Source organism: Chryseobacterium piperi, assembly GCF_002285635.2.
Taxonomy (GTDB): Bacteria; Bacteroidota; Bacteroidia; order Flavobacteriales; family Weeksellaceae; genus Chryseobacterium; species Chryseobacterium piperi.
On sequence record NZ_CP023049.2, the window covers coordinates 1216952 to 1235603 of the forward strand.

At 35.1% G+C, this 18652-nt stretch carries 14 protein-coding genes; 3 read left to right on the forward strand and 11 right to left on the reverse strand.

Annotated features, from left to right (window positions below):
• Position 1: 1 nt before the first annotated feature.
• The 3 genes from ilvD to CJF12_RS05405 form a co-directional block, all read right to left on the reverse strand.
• Positions 2–1684, reverse strand: a complete 1683-nt coding sequence (ilvD, locus tag CJF12_RS05390) for a dihydroxy-acid dehydratase (RefSeq protein ID WP_034682775.1) — start codon at positions 1682–1684, stop codon at positions 2–4.
• Positions 1677–2576, reverse strand: coding sequence for a branched-chain-amino-acid transaminase (ilvE, locus tag CJF12_RS05395; RefSeq protein ID WP_034682777.1), 900 nt, complete (start codon positions 2574–2576; stop codon positions 1677–1679). The genes ilvD and ilvE overlap by 8 nt, the downstream gene beginning before the upstream one ends.
• Before the next feature lie 1115 nt (positions 2577–3691).
• Positions 3692–4747 (reverse strand): M28 family metallopeptidase, encoded by a 1056-nt coding sequence (locus CJF12_RS05405; protein WP_034682782.1) that lies wholly within the window; start codon positions 4745–4747, stop codon positions 3692–3694.
• An 89-nt stretch (positions 4748–4836) separates the two neighbouring features.
• On the opposite strand from CJF12_RS05405, the gene CJF12_RS05410 reads away from it, so the two are divergent.
• Positions 4837–5976 (forward strand): aminotransferase class I/II-fold pyridoxal phosphate-dependent enzyme, encoded by a 1140-nt coding sequence (locus CJF12_RS05410; protein ID WP_034682784.1) that lies wholly within the window; start codon positions 4837–4839, stop codon positions 5974–5976.
• A 133-nt stretch (positions 5977–6109) separates the two neighbouring features.
• Here CJF12_RS05410 and CJF12_RS05415 read toward each other — a convergent pair whose 3' ends face one another.
• The gene (locus CJF12_RS05415; protein WP_034682786.1) at positions 6110–8851 is read right to left on the reverse strand and encodes a sodium-translocating pyrophosphatase; all 2742 of its coding nucleotides are present in this window, start codon (positions 8849–8851) and stop codon (positions 6110–6112) included.
• 134 nt (positions 8852–8985) lie between these two features.
• Between CJF12_RS05415 and CJF12_RS05420 the strand changes: the two genes are divergently transcribed.
• Positions 8986–10713 carry an amidohydrolase gene (locus CJF12_RS05420; RefSeq protein WP_034682789.1) on the forward strand — a complete coding sequence of 576 codons (1728 nt, stop codon included), beginning with the start codon at positions 8986–8988 and terminating at the stop codon, positions 10711–10713.
• A gap of 207 nt (positions 10714–10920) precedes the next feature.
• On the opposite strand, the gene CJF12_RS05425 is transcribed toward CJF12_RS05420, so the two are convergent.
• Together CJF12_RS05425 and CJF12_RS05430 are read right to left on the reverse strand one after the other, a co-directional pair.
• Positions 10921–11532 carry an inorganic pyrophosphatase gene (locus CJF12_RS05425; protein ID WP_034682791.1) on the reverse strand — a complete coding sequence of 204 codons (612 nt, stop codon included), beginning with the start codon at positions 11530–11532 and terminating at the stop codon, positions 10921–10923.
• Between the two features lie 23 nt (positions 11533–11555).
• Positions 11556–12068: a DUF7935 family protein gene (locus CJF12_RS05430; RefSeq protein ID WP_034682794.1), complete on the reverse strand. Its 513-nt coding sequence runs from the start codon at positions 12066–12068 to the stop codon at positions 11556–11558.
• A 183-nt stretch (positions 12069–12251) separates the two neighbouring features.
• Between CJF12_RS05430 and CJF12_RS05435 the strand changes: the two genes are divergently transcribed.
• A complete protein-coding gene (locus CJF12_RS05435; protein WP_157759842.1) occupies positions 12252–12989 on the forward strand; it encodes an FkbM family methyltransferase in 738 nt (245 codons plus the stop codon).
• A 37-nt stretch (positions 12990–13026) separates the two neighbouring features.
• On the opposite strand, the gene CJF12_RS05440 is transcribed toward CJF12_RS05435, so the two are convergent.
• The 5 genes from CJF12_RS05440 to pdhA form a co-directional block, all read right to left on the reverse strand.
• Positions 13027–13947, reverse strand: a complete 921-nt coding sequence (locus CJF12_RS05440; RefSeq protein ID WP_034682797.1) for a hypothetical protein — start codon at positions 13945–13947, stop codon at positions 13027–13029.
• Positions 13944–14621, reverse strand: a complete 678-nt coding sequence (gene radC / locus CJF12_RS05445) for a RadC family protein (protein ID WP_034682801.1) — start codon at positions 14619–14621, stop codon at positions 13944–13946. Before radC ends, CJF12_RS05440 begins: the two co-directional genes overlap by 4 nt.
• A gap of 312 nt (positions 14622–14933) precedes the next feature.
• The gene (locus CJF12_RS05450; protein WP_034682803.1) at positions 14934–15602 is read right to left on the reverse strand and encodes an ABC transporter ATP-binding protein; all 669 of its coding nucleotides are present in this window, start codon (positions 15600–15602) and stop codon (positions 14934–14936) included.
• A gap of 162 nt (positions 15603–15764) precedes the next feature.
• Positions 15765–17384, reverse strand: coding sequence for a pyruvate dehydrogenase complex dihydrolipoamide acetyltransferase (locus CJF12_RS05455; RefSeq protein ID WP_034682805.1), 1620 nt, complete (start codon positions 17382–17384; stop codon positions 15765–15767).
• Positions 17385–17488: 104 nt separating this feature from the next.
• The gene (gene pdhA, locus CJF12_RS05460) at positions 17489–18490 is read right to left on the reverse strand and encodes a pyruvate dehydrogenase (acetyl-transferring) E1 component subunit alpha (protein WP_034682806.1); all 1002 of its coding nucleotides are present in this window, start codon (positions 18488–18490) and stop codon (positions 17489–17491) included.
• Positions 18491–18652 lie beyond the last annotated feature (162 nt).

The following is an 18652-nucleotide window of genomic DNA, read 5'->3' on the forward strand; positions in this document are numbered from 1 at the left end:
TTTAAAAATCAGTTATACATCCTTGAGAAGCATCCGATACCAGTTTTGCATACTTGTACAGAACACCTGTTTTTACTTTATAATCCGGCTTTTCAAAACCGGCTTTTCTTTTCTGAAGTTCTTCTTCCGTGATCAGAAGATTAATTGTGTTTTTTACGGCATCTATTTCGATAACATCATTGTTTTTTACCAGGCCAATGAGACCTCCCTCAAAAGCTTCCGGGGTAATATGTCCCACCACAAAGCCATGAGTTCCTCCTGAAAATCTTCCATCAGTAATTAAAGCGACATTCTTTCCTAGTCCTGAACCCATTAATGCAGAAGTAGGTTTTAACATTTCGGGCATTCCGGGAGCTCCTTTCGGTCCTTCATTTTTAATAACAACCACATCTCCATCATTGATCAGGCGATCTTCAATTCCTTTAATAAATTCCTTTTCACCATCAAATACCCTTGCTTTACCTTTAAAGAAATTTCCTTCTTTACCTGTGATTTTGGCAACACATCCTTTTTCAGCAAGATTGCCATACATAATCCGGATATGCCCTGTCTCTTTGATTGGGTTATTAATATCCCTGATAATGTTTTGCTCCCTGTCGATAATAGAGGTCACGTTCCTTAAGTTTTCAGCAATTGTTTTTCCTGTAACCGTCAAACAGTCACCATGGAGAAGTCCTATATCCAGAAGGTATTTCATCACTGCCGGAACTCCGCCTACTTCATGTAAATCTTTCATCAGATACTTTCCGCTTGGTTTTAAATCCGCCAGTAAAGGTGTAGTATCACTTATCTTTTGAAAATCATCAAGACTTAGGTTATGTCCGATACTTTTTGCGATAGCAATAAAGTGAAGAACAGCGTTGGTACTTCCTCCCAGAACCATAATAATTCTGAGTGCATTCTCAAAAGCTTGAGGGGTCATAATATCGGAAGGCTTGATATCTTTTTCCAGAAGAATTCTTATATAATGCCCTGCAAACTCACATTCTTCTTTTTTTTCTTTACTCAATGCGGGGTATGAAGAGGAATAGGGTAAGCTCATTCCCAAAGCTTCAATTGCAGAAGCCATTGTATTTGCAGTATACATTCCTCCACAAGCACCGGCACTTGGACATGAGTTTTTAATAATTCCATCATAATCTTCATCCGAAAGCTTTCCTGCAATTTTGTTCCCTAATGCTTCAAAAGCGGATACAATATTAAGATCATTCCCTTTGTAGTGTCCGGCTTCTATACTTCCGCCATATACCATAATCGACGGGCGGTTAAGTCTGGCCATTGCCATTATAGAACCTGGCATATTTTTATCACATCCGGGTACAGTAATGAGCCCATCATAATACTGACCTGCACATACCGCTTCAATACTATCAGCAATAATATCTCTGCTTACCAGAGAATAGCGCATTCCATCAGTTCCATTAGTCATTCCGTCACTGATTCCTATCGTATGAAACATTAGTCCTACAAGGTTTTGTTGCTTAACCCCTTTTTTCACAATTTCAGCAAGACCGTTAAGGTGCATATTACAGGTATTTCCATCATATCCCATACTTGCAACGCCTATCTGGGCTTTTTCAAAATCTTCTTTCTGAAATCCTATTCCGTAGAACATAGCCTGTGTTGCTGGTTGTGTTGGGTCCTGGGTAAGAACTCTGGAATATTTATTAAGTGTTTTACACATATTGCGGCAGTTTTAAATAAGAATAATCTTCCTGAAGTACAAGGTGGCTGTATGCTTTCTGGATTAAAGCGGATTTACTTTGTTCCCATTTCAATTGAAACGGAATAGTATTAAGAGATTCCAATGCTATAATCTCAGCAGCGGTACCACAAAAAAATGCGGCATCAGCACCTTCCATTTCTTCAGGTTTGAAGAATTTTTCTTCATACTTAATCCCTAGTTGATCGCATATCTCGAATACCGTAGCTCTGGTGATCCCTGGAAGAATACTGCCCTTTGCAGGTGTATATAATTTTGAATCTTTTTCATAGAATACATTCGCCCCTGAACTTTCTGCAACGTTACCATTCCCGTCAAGAAGCAACGCTTCATTAAATCCTTTATCTTTAGCTTCCTGTGATGCCAGGATAGAGTTTACATAATGACCACTTGCTTTAGCCTCAATTCTAAAAGCTTTTGGGTTGGGCCGCTCAAAAGAAGAAGTCATTACTTTCACATGATCAGACAAATACCCATTATCCCAGCTCCACGCTTGAATTACCAAAAAACTTTTACTTCCCTTTAAAAGTCCCATATTCGGTGAACAAATCACCAGCGGTCTGATATAAGCATTGCCTAAATTATTCATTTCCAGAAGTTGATACGTAATATCAATCATTTCCTGAGTAGAATATTCAAAAGGAATCATCATTAATTCCGCCGATTTTTTTAAACGGTCATAATGCTCTTCAGCCTTAAAAATCTTTGTCCCGTTTTTTGTTTGATAAGATTTGATTCCTTCAAAAACCGCATATCCATAATGAAGCGACTGTCCGTAAAGATCAGTAGAAGCTTTGGAAGCCTCCAGAAACTTTCCGTCATAATAAAGCATCGTTTTTTCGTTGTAATACATAGTATGTTTAAGTTATTATTTAAGTTTGGAAATCAACAACATGGCATTCCAGACCTGATCGAAAGTATTTTTATCGTTTATTTTATAGATTGAAAACATCGTTTTGTCCTGCTCAATCTGTATTCAAATTTCAAAAACCCAATAAAAACCTACCGGATCTGCCCCATGATGTCGTTTGATATTAAGAATTTGAGTCTTTCCGAACTTCATTATTGAGGTTTTTGGTTTAATTTTGGTTCAAAGCTATGACTTGAAATATTTTTCTAATTTCTATTTTTCTGAAAAATACAATATTCAAACACTAAAAAAACAAATTAAATAAACTGATAATCAATAATTTAAATTATAAAATTCTACAATAGCAGAATTACAGAAAGACTTCGGATTTGGATTTACTCAATTATATCCGTTTGGGTTTGTCATTAACAAATCACGGTCATGACATCAACAGTATTTTTAGTATTATTAGAAACCCAGTTTGTTTTAACAAGTCTTTCATGGCAGTAAAGCATCATTTTTTCTTTGTAGTCCATATTCTGTTTTTTAAAGTTATTCTTAGATTTTAGACATAAAAAAAGCCATCCCTGATGAGGATGGCTTTCTAATATTTCTATAGAGTTTTCAACAATACCATCGCTCATCACCGGATCCGATAATGACAATAACGATAGTAATAATATTGTTGAATATTCTATTCATTTTTATTTTTTGATGTGACAAATGTATAAACTTTTTTCAATTAAAAAAATATTTTGTGATTTTTTTTAATTAACCTCAATAAAAAGCAGAATGATTAATCGTATTTGCAATCTGTAAATAAAACACTTTTTAAAGCATAGGCTTAACTCCTAGTGGTCTCATTAGTCAATCGTAGATATTTAAAGAAAATAATAGGGTGGAAATATATATTTCCACCCTATTATTTTGTAATTTATCAATAGAAAAAAATTGAAAATCCTCTTCGAAAGCCTTTATCACTGATCTTATTTTCTCCAACAATAAGAGCAAATATTTTTATAGATCTCAGATATTAATAAGCCAAAAGCTTTACTTTAATAAAACTTAATAAATAACAATATAACAATTAATTAAACAATTTATATTCAATTGATATTTTATTTTTTATCAACTACAATTCTTTCTGTCCTGTTAGCGATTTCCCAAGCCGTTGCAAATACCAGCTGGGCTCTTTTTTGTAATAATAAATAATCTATTTTTTCTACATCATCCGTAGGTTGATGATAGTCCTCATGGATACCGTCAAAGAAAAAGGCAACCGGAACATTATTTTTAGCAAAATTATAATGGTCTGAACGATAATACAACCTTTCCGGGTCATTGGGATCGTCATATCTATAATTCAATTCTAAATTGTTCGTCTTTTTGTTCGCTACTTCATTAATCACCTTTAATTCAGAGCTTAACATTTCAGAACCAATAACATATACATAATTTTTCCCTCTGTTTTCAGGATCATCTCTCCCAATCATATCAATATTGAGGTCAACAACTGTATTAGCAAGTGGAAAAACAGGATTATCAGTATAGTATTCAGAACCAAACAGCCCATGCTCTTCTCCTGTTACATGCAGGAATAATATAGATCTTTTAGGACCGTTTCCTGCTTTTTTAGCACTTTGAAAAGCTTTAGCAATTTCCATTACGGCAACAGTTCCGCTTCCGTCATCATCGGCTCCATTATAAACTACTCCATTTTTAGTACCTACATGATCATAATGTGCAGAAACAACCACAATTTCTTCAGGTTTTTCTGTTCCTTCAATAAATGCTAAAATATTCTCAGAATCCGGAAGATTTCTTCCTCCTCTCTGTTTCATATATGCTGTCGGAACTTTCTGATAATAAGATCCTAAAGCCTTTGGATAAGAAATTCCAAGATCTTTATAAAACTTTACCATATACTCCCCTGCTTTTTTTTGTCCGGGACTTCCCGTATCTCTTCCCTCCATTTCATCAGAAGCAATAACATATAGATTCTTCTTTAGATCTTCATGCTTAATGTTTTGATAAGCAGCTTGAAATTCTTTTTCAGATTTAGTTAAAGCCTTGGGTAATGCCTGGCTACTGTCTGGTCCATCATTAGCAACATGAGCTGTTCCGCAGCTCACAAGTACAGCAACAGAAAATAAAGGAATGAGTATTTTTTTCATTAGTACAATAATTTTCTTAAAAGTAGCAAAATTTATTTAATCCGTAACAGATTCCATTTTTTCCTATATTTGATATCAATGCACAAAAGATGAAAAATATTGCTGAATTTACCCACTATACGTTCTTTACCGAGATGTCTGAATTAGCATCCAGACATCAGAGTTTTGATTTATCATTAGGACTTCCTGATTTTGATATCGACCCTCGTTTAAGTGATTTTCTTAAAGAGGCTGCAGATCTGCAGTATCATCAATATGAACCTCTTTCCGGCAATCCACTGTTAATTGAAAATATTATCCGATTTAATGCAAAGCGTACAAATAAAATATACCTTCAAGAGGATGAAGTAAGTATTGTACCTTGTGCAACCTTTGCTTTATATACTTCCCTTAAATGCATTTTAAATCAAGGAGATGAAGTTATTATCATTCAACCTTCTTACTATACATACGGGCCATCTGTTGTGCTTAACGGCGGGGTTCCTGTTTATTATGATCTTGATCATGATTTTACGATAAACTGGGGAAAGCTTCAAAAGAGTATTTCGGCAAAAACAAAAGCAATCATTGTGAACTCCCCGCAAAATCCAACAGGAAAAATGTGGTCACAATCAGAATGGAATCAGTTGTATGAATTAATCAAAGATCAAGAGATCTATCTTATCTCAGAAGAAATATATGATACTTATTGTTTTGATGGAATTGAACACTATAGTTCTTTTATACACCCCCAATTAAAAGAAAGAACATTCTGCATTTTTTCTTTTGGTAAAATGTTCCATTCAACGGGTTGGAAAGTGAGTTATATGTTATCTTCCAAGGAACTAACTGCAAAGTTCAGATGTCACCAACAGTATATCTCGTATAGTGCCAATGCACCTGCACAGTATGCTTTAGCAAAATATCTTGAAATCTTCGATCCTTCTGAAAATCAAAAGCTAATGCAGAAAAAAAGGGATTTGCTTAATACGCTGATTAAAGATACGCCCTTATCGGTAGAAAATATATCAGAAGGAAGTGTTTTCCAGATAGTTAATTTCAGAAATGTTTCCAAAACAATGTCAGATATAGAATTTTCAAAATGGTTGACCATTGAGAAAAAAGTTGCATGCCTTCCACTGTCTGCATTTTATACTTCCAGACAGAATTCTGATTATATCAGATTCAGTTTTGCGAAAAAGGACGAGCTCATCATACAAGCCATGGAACATTTGAGACAAAACCTTTAATACATCATACAGTTTTATACGAACAAAGAATCCGATAATAAACTCAATACGTGATAATTAAACGAAGTATTCTATGATTTAACATAAAAAAGCACTGCTTTGGCAGTGCTTAATTTATTGTATTGAATGAAATCTAAAGAGCCAAAACTCTTACGTCAATCCTTCTGTTTTTAGCTTTACATTCATCAGTATCATTCGCTTCACAAACAGGGTGTTGAGAACCATAGCCTTCTGCTTCTATTCTGTCAGAAGAAATTCCCATTTCCAATAATTTCAGTTTTGCCGTTTGTGCTCTCAGATTAGATAATTTTTGATTGCTTTCTTCGTTTCCTGTATTATCGGTATACCCTCCTAATTTTATCTTTAAATCAGGAAAAGCATTTAGCAGCTCTGCTAAATTAGTCAGCTGAGCTTCAGAACCCGGTCTCAAATCACTTGAACCTGTCTCAAAGTAAAGATTTTCAATAGTATACCAATTATTGGGATCCAGGACTGCTTTATTTTTATTTTTAATATGGGTATACATTTCGTGTAAACGGCTGTTCTCACCTATAGAAATGGTTTTCCCTCCTTTTAACTTGATTTCCTGAATGGTTCCCGTTTCATAAACAAAATCTCCGTTTTCATTTAAATGTCCTTTAATTTCTTTCGGAACAGCAATAACAAGACCTGTAGTAGCATTTATATTTTCTGAAGTGGCATTCACTCCTTCTTTACTTAGTAGTTTTTCAATCGTCGCTTTTCTTTCAGCTTCAATTTTATCTTTATGTAAAGTTGCCAGCGTTGGAGCGATCACCAACGAAACAATAGACATCAGTTTAATCAAAATATTCATTGAAGGCCCCGAGGTATCTTTAAATGGATCTCCTACCGTATCACCTGTTACGGATGCTTTATGAGGTTCAGAACCTTTATAGTATGTTTTCCCGTTTATATCAACTCCTTTTTCAAAAGATTTTTTAGCATTATCCCAGGCACCACCGGCATTGTTCTGAAACATTCCCATTAAAACCCCACATACCGTTGCACCAGCTAAAAACCCTCCTAAGACTTCAGGCCCAAAAATAAACCCAATTAAAAGCGGTGATATGATAGCAATAGCCCCGGGAAGCATCATCTTTCTGATAGAAGCGTCTGTAGAAATAGCAACACATTTTTCATATTCAGGTTCTGCCGTACCTTCTAAAATCCCCGGAATTTCCCGAAACTGCCTTCTTACTTCTTCTACCATTGCCATTGCAGCCTGTCCAACCGCAGTAATCGCTAATGATGAAAATATAAATGGAATCATACCTCCTACAAATAATCCGGCCAGAACATCTGCCCGGTAAATATCAATGCCATCAATCCCTGCAATTCCTACGAATGCGGCAAATAAAGCCAAGGCAGTAAGTGCGGCAGATGCAATTGCAAATCCTTTTCCTGTAGCTGCCGTAGTATTTCCTACAGCATCCAGAATATCTGTCTTTTCACGTACCTCTTTGGGAAGCTCACTCATTTCAGCAATTCCACCGGCATTATCTGCTATAGGCCCAAAAGCATCTATGGCTAATTGCATCGCTGTAGTAGCCATCATTCCGGCAGCAGCAATAGCCACTCCATATAAACCAGCACATAAATAAGATCCGTAAATTCCTCCTGCCAATACAAGGATAGGAAGTAAAGTAGATTCCATACCTACTGCCAGCCCTCCGATAATATTAGTCGCATGTCCGGTAGAAGATTGTCGCACAATACTTGAAACCGGCCTTTTTCCTATCGCAGTATAGTATTCTGTAATAATGCTCATCAGTGTACCGACTACCAAACCTACCATAATAGCCCCGAAAACACCCATTTTTGTGAATTCGTGCCCTCTCAGTACCATTGTTTCAGGTAAAATATAAGTCACCAGGAAATAAGAAGCTATAGCAGTAATGACAATACTTCCCCAGTTTCCTAGATTTAATGCATTTTGAACGCTTGAAGTTGAAGATCCTTCATTATCATTAATCCTTACAAATAAGGTTCCTATCATAGAAAAAATAATCCCTGTTCCTGCAATAAGCATGGGAAGAAGAATCGGAGCGAAACCTCCGAATGAATCGTCAGAAATCGTTTCTCTACCTAATACCATTGTAGCCAGAACCGTTGCCACATACGATCCGAATAAATCGGCTCCCATTCCCGCAACATCCCCAACGTTATCCCCAACATTATCAGCAATAGTCGCAGGGTTTCTCGGATCATCTTCCGGAATTCCGGCTTCAACCTTTCCTACTAAATCCGCTCCTACATCAGCAGCTTTTGTGTATATACCTCCTCCTACTCTGGCAAATAATGCGATAGATTCTGCACCTAAAGAAAATCCGGTAAGAATTTCAATTGTTCTTTCCATCTCATGAGAATCTACAGGAGCATCGGGAGCAAAAATCTGCTTAATAATCAAGAAAAGAGCTCCTAATCCCAGAACCGCCAGACCTGCAACTCCCATACCCATAACAGATCCACCGGCAAAAGATACTTTGAGTGCTTTAGATAATGACGTTCTTGCTGCTTCTGCAGTTCTCACATTAGCTTTTGTGGCTATTTTCATTCCTATAAAACCTGCTAAGGCAGAAAAGAAAGCTCCAACGGCAAAAGCAATTCCTATGCTCCAATGGGAGGTAGAATTACTCATTCCCATAATAGCCAGTAAAACAGCTACGATAATAACAAAATACATAAGAATCTTGTACTCAGCTTTTAAAAAAGCCATAGCACCGTCAGCGATATGTCCGCTGATAATTTTCATTTTTTCATTTCCGGCATTCTGCTTACTGACCCAATTACTTTGAATATAGGTATACAGTAGCGCGATAACACCAAAAACCGGAACTAAATAGAACAAATTCATAGTTTATTATTTTTATATTAAAAAATTGTAATTAGTTTTATAAATATAACAAATTTCTAAATGCTTTATAATATTCAATAATATTATAAATTTTTTGTAATTTTATTTTTTCACAACATATTGAATTAATTACTATGAAAATTTTCATTTACCTTTCTTTTTTGGCACTAATCATCAGCAGCTGTAAAAACAGAACTCCTAAAGAAAAGGCAGATACTCTTTATTTTGGAGGGACTATTATCACGATGGAAGATACCCCTTCTCAAGTTGAAGCTGTTGCCATAAAAAATGGTAAAATACTTTTTGCAGGCCCAAAAGAAGAGGCAGATCATTATACAGAATTTAGCACAGACCTTATTGATCTCAAGGGGAAAACTTTATTACCAGGCTTTATTGATGTTCATGGTCACCTTACGTCGAGAGCAGGAATGATGCAGACAGTTGACCTTTCTCCGGAGCCGTATGGTAGTGTAAATTCTATTAAGGATTTGCAAACTTCAATCAGACAATTTATAAAAGAACATCAATTAAATAACAAACAACCTGTTATCGGTAATGGTTATGATGACGCTATTATGGCAGAACACCGACACCCAACAAAAACTAAACTCGATGCCATCAGCAAAACCAATCCCATTATTGTTATCCATACTTCCGGCCATGCCAGTGTAGCGAATACTGCTATGCTCAAATTATTAGGAATCTCTGAATCTTCAAAAGATCCTGAGGGTGGACACTTGGGAAGAGATAAAAAAACTGGAAAATTAAATGGAAAATTGGAAGAAAATGCAAGCTTTACAGCATTGCTTACTTTAACTGAAAAAATGAATCAAGGAAAGGATACGCAGGCACAAGCAATAGAAAATCTCATGAAGGCCCAGGAAGAATGGTTAAGCTACGGCCAAACTACAATCTGCGACGGAAGAACTATGGGAGAAAGTGTAGCTCTTTTACAAAACGCTGCGTCCCGTCATCTTTTCAAAGTTGACGTTGTTTATTTTCCTGATTATGAATATTTTAAAAAGGACTTTAATCTATTTAAACCCAAGTATATGCAATATGAAGATCATCTGAAATTAGGTGGTTTTAAATTTTCAGACGATGGTTCTCCACAAGGTAAAACGGCATGGCTTACTCAGCCTTATTTGGTTCCGCCGGAAGGCCAATCTAAAGACTATAAAGGATTTCCAATATTTACGGATGATACCCTCTATAACGATCTCAAAACATTATTTCAAAATCATATTACAGCGCAGCTTCATGTGAATGGAGATGCAGCTATAGATCAGGCCATACGTGTAATCCAAAGATTAAAAGATGAGAATATCTACAAACCGGAATTACGGGCTACCCTGATTCATGTGCAGAACAGTCGTCCCGATCATATTAAAAAAATAAAGGATCTGGGTGTTATTCCATCTTATTTTTCCACGCATACCTACTTATGGGGAGACTGGCATTACTCAAGCGTTTTTGGTCCTGAAAGGGCTTCCTTTATCAGTCCTGCCAATTCAGCATTAAGGGCCGGAATTAAATTTACCATTCATCATGATGCTCCAGTTACCCCACCCGACCTTATTACCGCTGTCTATGCTGCAGTGAACAGAAAAACACGCTCGGGACGAATTTTAGGACCAGATGAAAGAATCACACCTCTTGAGGCCTTGAAAGCGATTACCATTAATGCAGCATATCAACTACAGGAAGAAAAAACAAAAGGCTCGATTAAGACAGGAAAGCTGGCTGACTTTGTTATCCTCGACCAAAATCCATTAACTATTGATCCTGAAAACATCAGAAGTATTAGTGTTCTGGAAACCATTAAAGAAGGGAATACGGTGTACAAAAAGAATGAATATTAATTCAGGAACATAAGGATACAATACAACTATTGTTGATCATTGACTTCGTCAAATCTTCAATTCAGTAAACGAAGCGAAAATGAAGAAGAATCTAGCCATTACTAAAAGAATAAATACTAAACAAGCATAGATAGCCTTACTGTTTAAAAAAATAAAAAGACAGACGAAAATCCGCCTGTCTTTTATTATTGCATCAGAAGAAATGTCTTATCCTCCGAATTTTTCTGCATAATCTTTTTGAGAAGCTTTGATTACTTTTCTTGCATGCTCTACTCCGTATACTTCCTGAATTCTACATTTTGCAGGCTCATCCGGTAAGTTTTTGTATGTTAAGAAGTAATGCATTAATCTTTTTACTTCAGCCTCAGGCAATTCAGCAATATCTCTGAAATGTCCAAAAGCATGATCGCCTACCATTACAGCAACGATTTTATCATCAGCTTCACCTCCATCAATCATTTTGAAACCTCCGATTGGAATAGCTTCCATCAACATACCTCCTGAGTGAATATTATGTGAGCTTAGTACACAGATATCCAGGGGATCGTGATCTCCCATCGTAACATCTTCTGCTCCGCTTTCAATAGCTAACTTCATTACTTCATTATGACAGTATGTCCTTGGAACAAAACCATATAACGCAGGAATGATATTTGAAAATTTCTGAGGACGGTCTACTTTTAAGTATCCGGTTTCTTTATCCACTTCATATTTAATCGTATCTGAAGGAACAATTTCTACAAATACGTTTACAACATTTGGCGCATCTTCCCCTGCAGAAATTCCATGCCACGGATGTGCTTTAAAATTTGGAATCATTATTTATATTTTAATTTTTTAAGTTATGATAGTATTATAATCTCTCTTCGCAAGTCTTCTATAGTAGCTGCAATATAGTCTTCATCATTCATATAATTCATGATAAAAACAGTTTTAAACTCATTCAGATCCGGGTTATTATTTAAATCCTCGTAGGTTTTATGAAGCAAATCAATAATAGCCGTTTTACAATCAACAATATTTTTCCAAGAATTTTTTGTTATATAAAGCTGTTGTGAAGAATTATATTCAAATTCTTCATTGATCGCTTTCTCAGTAAGAAAAATAAATTCGTGAACCGCTAAGTTTTTATCAAACTTCTGAATGATATTGGAAGGCTTTATCCTTTCAAGAAAAAGGGTCATTCTTTCATAAGAATGGGTCTTATTTTCAGAATTTGACTTGATCGAAAGAATCTTTATTTCCTGGTTTTTAAGTTTAATATAGGAATGTACAAACTGCCTCAGCAAAACCAAAAACGGAATTGCAATAATCAGAGCGAAAGCATATGGTAGGTATCCTGAAAAACTTGTCATAATTTGATGTGCAAAATTACTAATAAATTACTATTCATTATGCAAGTTTAAAGCTTTAATTTTTCATTTTTCCTTAAAAAATAGAGTGCGATAAATATAAATACTATTAATTTGCAGTATCAACCATTCTACAGTATAATGTCTTTAAAAAATTATATCTCCAAAATATCATTTAATAAAAGAATGAGCGGCAATCTTAAAAGTTTCCTCTCGTTTATAGTTAATTCAAAAAGATACAGTTACAGATTTAAGAAAAACACACTTGATTATAGTAACAATGAGACTTTTAAGTATCATTTCAAAGCTGGGGATAAAAAATTCAATCTTTATCTGAGAACATTTAAAGGAGATATTGACATTTTTTATGAAGTATTCTGGAGTGAAACCTATAAAGAACATCTTATTCTTTTAAATAAAGAGCCTGAAATTATCATTGATCTTGGAGCCCACATCGGCATGACATCTATATACCTGTCTTTACAATATCCAAAGGCTAAAATCTACTCTATCGAAGCATCCCGTGAAAATTTTGAAATATTGAAAGCCAACACAGAATCCTTTAGTAATATTACTTGCCTCAATGCTGCAATTCATTTTGAAGATGGTACAATCAATTTCGGTGGAGATCAATTATCCTATAATCAAAAAATATCAGAAACAGGAGTCCCAATACAGGCACTTACCATCGAGACTATTATGAATAAGTATGGTCTGAAAAACATTGATCTTCTTAAAATTGATATTGAAGGTGCAGAAAAGGAACTTCTCAGTAAAAATAATTCCTGGCTTAATTTGGTGGAAAATATTGTCATTGAAATACATCCCCCTTATGATGCTCAAAGCTTGGTTCATGATATTGATCCATATCATTTCTCTATTAAAAATGAAAAGAAAGATGTATTGTTTGCTATCAAATCATAGATAAAGGTTAACCTTCTTATTGGTATATCTTTAACTACTATTTTAATACAGATAGCCTGCCCATAAGCATAAATTTGATTAAGTCTGTTACTAGAACTTTGACAGGCTTTTCTACAAATCCGTAAGGTTTTAAATCAGGGCGAAATCCCCTGAAAAATTCTTCAATATTTGGAATATCGCCTCCTTCAAAATCAAAAATATGCGTATCAATATTCTGTTTAATCATATCATCAATTAGAATAGAGGCTCCTGAAATTTTAACATATTCTTTATCATTAAATGTTCCCAATAGAGCTACGGTCCGAACATCTTTATACGTCGCAATCATATTGATGATCTTATCCTGGTAATAAAAAGCTGTAAACTGGAAGCTTCCTAATTCATAAAATCTTTCAAATATTCTTAGAAAACCACTAAGATCTTCTTCTTTATCCAGTCCCAACATATTAAGCTCAATAAAAGATTTAGCATCATTAAAGCTTATTGATTTAATATTGCAAACAGGCAAAACATCCCGGTCTAACCTTAATTTTCTTTTTCTCTTAGGAGAATATTTAGCAAATACCTTTTCATAAGAATCAGGGTGAATGAGAAAATTCTTCTTTTGCTTTATCTTTGATACAAACTGATTGCTGTCATTGAACTTATAAATTCTGACCAGATAATTTCTATTCAAAAAATCTAAAAACTTCTCATTAACAGAAGAGTCATCCTTTTTTGAAAAAATTCCTAATTGCTGACAAAGCATTGGATTACATACAATTTTAATCCCATATTTTTTCACATATGGAATGGGCATTACCGCTTCATAATCTCCATAGACTAAAAGTTCCCAGCATTGTTTTCCGGTAACATCCAGAAATATTTTAGATGCGGAATATTTTATTTGCTCAGAGCTCTCTAAACATTCAGCATACCTTTTAAAATCAATTTCGTTATATCGTAATCTTCGAATCATACCAATCCTTCGTCTGAAAAGCTAAAATAGGAGTTTTGTGTTATAATTAAATGATCTAAAAGCTGAATATTTAAGAGTTTTCCTGCTTCTTTAACTTTTTGAGTAATCAGAATATCTTCCCGACTGGGTTTCAGGCTTCCCGAAGGATGGTTATGAGCTATAATAATTCCAGTTGAAAAATTGTCAAGCGCTGTTTTAAAAAGAATTCTTACATCTACAATAGATTGACTGATTCCTCCTTGGGTCAATTGAGACATCTGAATCACTTTATTGCTTTGATTCAGAAATAACGCCCAAAATTCTTCTGTCCTCAAATCTGATAAATGGGTTTTAAATATAGAATAAGCTGTATCGCTATTTGAGATTAAAGTCTTTTCTGTGATTTCCTGTCCGGCTCTTCTTCTTCCGATTTCCAAAGCTGTGGCAATAGACAGTGCTTTCACTTCTCCTATACCTTTAAATTTCATCAGGTCCTTTATGGACAACAAGCTCAGTTCATTCCAGCTGTTACCCACTGAGGATAAAATCCTTCTTGCCAGCTCTATAGCAGTTTCGTCTTTATTTCCACTGCCCATAACAATTGCTAAAAGTTCAGAATCAGAAAGTGCCCCCTTACCTTTCTGTAAGAATTTCTCTCTCGGCCGGTCATCTTCTGCAAGAAATTTTATAGGCATACATCTATTAATTGGAAATACAAAATACGAATTTTTAACAAAACATATAGGGTAACCAGCTATTCTTACTGGTCGATGTACATCCTAAACCTGATAAAAAATACTTATTAATTTAGATTAAATTTAAAGAAATTTGGCCTAGAGATAACTTATCTAAAATTTAATTAAGGATATCCTGTACTTAAAGTAAAAGGTTTTTATTTAATACTTTTTTATAAAGTATCTCTCTTGTTAAAGTACCATTATTCTCCAAATCGTAGAGCAACTCACGAATTAAAAAAGAACTTTAATCATAAAGTTCTAAAAATAATTTTATTCGATAATCATTCCGTCTTTCATAACCAGCTTTCTATCAGTAATTTCAGCAAGATTAGGGTTATGGGTTACAATAACAAAGGTCTGATTATATTTATCCCGTAAATCAAAGAATAAGCGGTGTAAATCATCGGCATTCTTAGAATCCAGGTTACCTGTTGGCTCATCAGCAAAAATGGTCTTAGGTGAATTAATAAGTGCTCTCGCAACCGCTACCCTTTGAGCTTCTCCACCTGATAACTGATTAGGCTTATGATGCAACCTCTGTTCAATCTTTAGATCTTCAAAGAGAGCGTACGCTTTTTCTAATGCTTCTTTTTCATTAGCACCGGCAATTTTTGTCGGAAGCAATACATTTTCCAATGCGGTAAATTCAGGAAGTAACTGATGGAACTGAAAAACAAAACCAATATTCTGATTTCTGAATTTAGAAAGCTGCTTATCATTCATATTGATGAATGATTCTCCGGCTATGGTAATTTCAGTATCATAATTTTTTGAATTCGTCGGTAAATCTAAGGTTCCCAAAATTTGTAAAAGAGTAGATTTTCCGGCTCCGGATTCTCCTACAATAGAAATCACCTCTCCAGTTTTGATATGGATGTCAACACCCTTTAATACCTCTAAATTCCCATAAGATTTATGGATATTCCTTGCTCTAATCATGTTTCAAAAATAGTGAATATAAATAAAACTAAAGTAATATTGTAATTATAAAAAATAATAAATTTTATTGTTTTTCATGTACAAATTAATATTAATCCTAAATTGAATTCAAAATAAAAAAGCCTCTCAAATGAGAGGCTTTTTTATTTATAAACTAGATCGTTACAGTAACAAAGTTAAAGGACTTTCCAGATATGTTTTTAATGTTTGTAAAAATTGAGCACCCGTAGCACCGTCTACCACTCTATGGTCACATGCTAATGATAGCTTCATAATATTTCCTACTACAATCTGACCATCTTTTACGATTGGTTTTTCAATAATTGCACCTACTGAAAGGATTGCTGAATTCGGCTGGTTGATGATACTTGTAAAAGTTTCAATACCGAACATACCCAGGTTAGAAACTGAGAATGTAGATCCTTCAATTTCGTTAGCCTTAAGGCCTTTGGATTTAGCTCTTGAAGCCATATCTTTTACAGCTGCCGAAATTTGAGTATAGTTCATCTGGTCTGTATTCTTAAGAACAGGAACTATTAATCCATCAGGAATAGCTACTGCTACACCAATATTAATATTTCCTTTGTGGATGATCTTATCTCCAGCCCAGCTTGAATTAACTTGTGGATGCTTTCTTAAAGCAACAGCAGTCGCTTTAATAATCATATCATTGAAAGAAATTTTAGTATCTGGTAAAGAATTGATTTCTTTTCTTGCCTCAATTGCTTTATCCATGTTAATTTCTACCATCAGATAATAATGAGGAGCAGAGAATTTACTTTCAGCAAGACGTTTTGCAATAATATTTCTTACCTGAGAGTTTTGCGTTTCTGTATCTTCTCCCTGAACAAAATTTACCGCTACTTGTGCAGCAGCATTTGCAGAAGATGTAGACGCAGATGAAGTCGCAGCTTGTGAAGGTTGATAGTTCTCAACATCTTTCTTCACAATTCTTCCGTTCTCTCCTGATCCCTGAATACCATGAATATCTACTCCTTTTTCCTGTGCTATTTTTTTAGCTAAAGGAGAAATAGCAACTCTATCGGTAGATGAAGAACTTACCGGCTGAGCGGCTGGTTGTGCTTCATTTTTTGTTTCCGTTTTTTGTTCAGCAGGCTTTTCTGTTGACTGAGCGGCTGGTTTTGCAGCTCCTACAGCAGAAACATCTGTTCCTTCAGGACCTATAATGGCTAATACAGAATCAACCGGAGCAGCGCCTCCTTCTTCAACACCTTGCTTCAATAATACTCCATTGAATTCAGATTCAAAATCCTGAACTGCTTTATCTGTTTCGATTTCAGCAAGAAGATCTCCTTCTTTAACTGTATCTCCTACATTTTTGTGCCATTTCGCCACTTTACCTTCTGTCATTGTATCAGAAAGTCTTGGCATTGTAATCACTTCTACACCAGCAGGAACTTCGGTAGCAGCTTGCTCTACACTTGTGCCATTATCTTCAGTTTTAGCTTCTTCTTCAGATTTTTTTTCGTCAGAACCTCCGGCTTCCGGAGCACTTCCTCCTTTCAATGCTGATATATCTTCACCTTCATTACCAATGATTGCCAAAACAGAATCTACAGCTGCCGCTCCTCCTTCTTCTACACCAATGTATAAAAGAGTTCCTTCTATCTCAGATTCGAAATCCTGAACAGCTTTATCTGTTTCAATTTCGGCTAAAATATCTCCTTCTTTTATTTTATCTCCAACTTTTTTATGCCATTTTGCCACCTTCCCTTCCGTCATCGTGTCGGAAAGACGAGGCATTGTAATTACTTCTGCCATAATTTTATTAATATGATAATGAGTTAATTGATAATTTGATAATGAATAAGGAACATGATAATTAACTAATTAGCACATTACCACATTATCTCATATTATTTTTTTTAGTTTTCTAATTTATCTACGAACGGATAATCTTCTTGTGCGTAAACATATTCATAGATTTTTTCAGCCGTTGGATACGGAGAGTTTTCCATGAATTCTACACATTCGTCAACAAAATCCCTAGACTTATTTTCAATAGCTTCCAATTCAGCTTCAGTAGCCCAGCTGTTTGCCAAAATCCTTTCTTTTACCAATTCAATAGGATCATCCTTCTTGTGAATAGATACTTCTTCCTTAGATCTGTAAGGTTCTGCGTCAGACATTGAATGCCCTCTGTAACGGTAAGTTCTGGCTTCAATAAATGTAGGCCCGTCTCCTCTTCTTGCTCTTTCAATAGCTTCATAAGCTACTTCAGCAACTTTTTCAGGATCCATTGCATCTACAGGAAGACAAGGCATTTCATAACCTAATCCTAACTTATAGATATCTTCGTGGTTAGCTGTTCTTTTTACAGAAGTTCCCATTGCATATTGATTATTTTCAACAACAAATACTACAGGAAGCTTCCAGTTCATAGCCATGTTAAACGTTTCATGTAATGAACCTTGTCTAGCTGCACCATCTCCGAAGAAACAGATATTTACCGCTTTTCTATCAAAATACTTATCCGCGAAAGCAATCCCTGCTCCCAAAGGAATTTGTCCACCTACAATACCGTGTCCGCCATAAAAACGGTGTTCCTTGCTGAAAATATGCATAGAACCACCCATACCACCAGACGTCCCTGTTGCTTTTCCGCAAAGTTCTGCCATGATTCTTTTCGGGTCTACTCCCATTGCCATAGGATGAATATGACATCTGTAAGCAGTAATCATACTATCTTTGGTTAAATCCATTGCATGTGTAAAGCCTGCAGGAATTGCTTCCTGGCCATTATACAAATGTAAAAACCCTCTGATCTTTTGTTTTAGATAAAGAGAACGGCATTTGTCTTCAAACCTTCTCCACATTGTCATATCTTCATACCACTTCAGGTATACCTCTTTAGAAAATTCTTTCATGTGTTAGCTCTTGCTTTTTTATGATGAAATAAGTTGAGCAAAATTATGAAAAAAACTTTGTTTTTATTGTATGCATAAGTAACTTTTCGTTTTTTCTGCTAAATCTACTTGCAGGCCGAATCGATTATTCTTAATTTTCGACCCCATGAAATGCTCATAAAA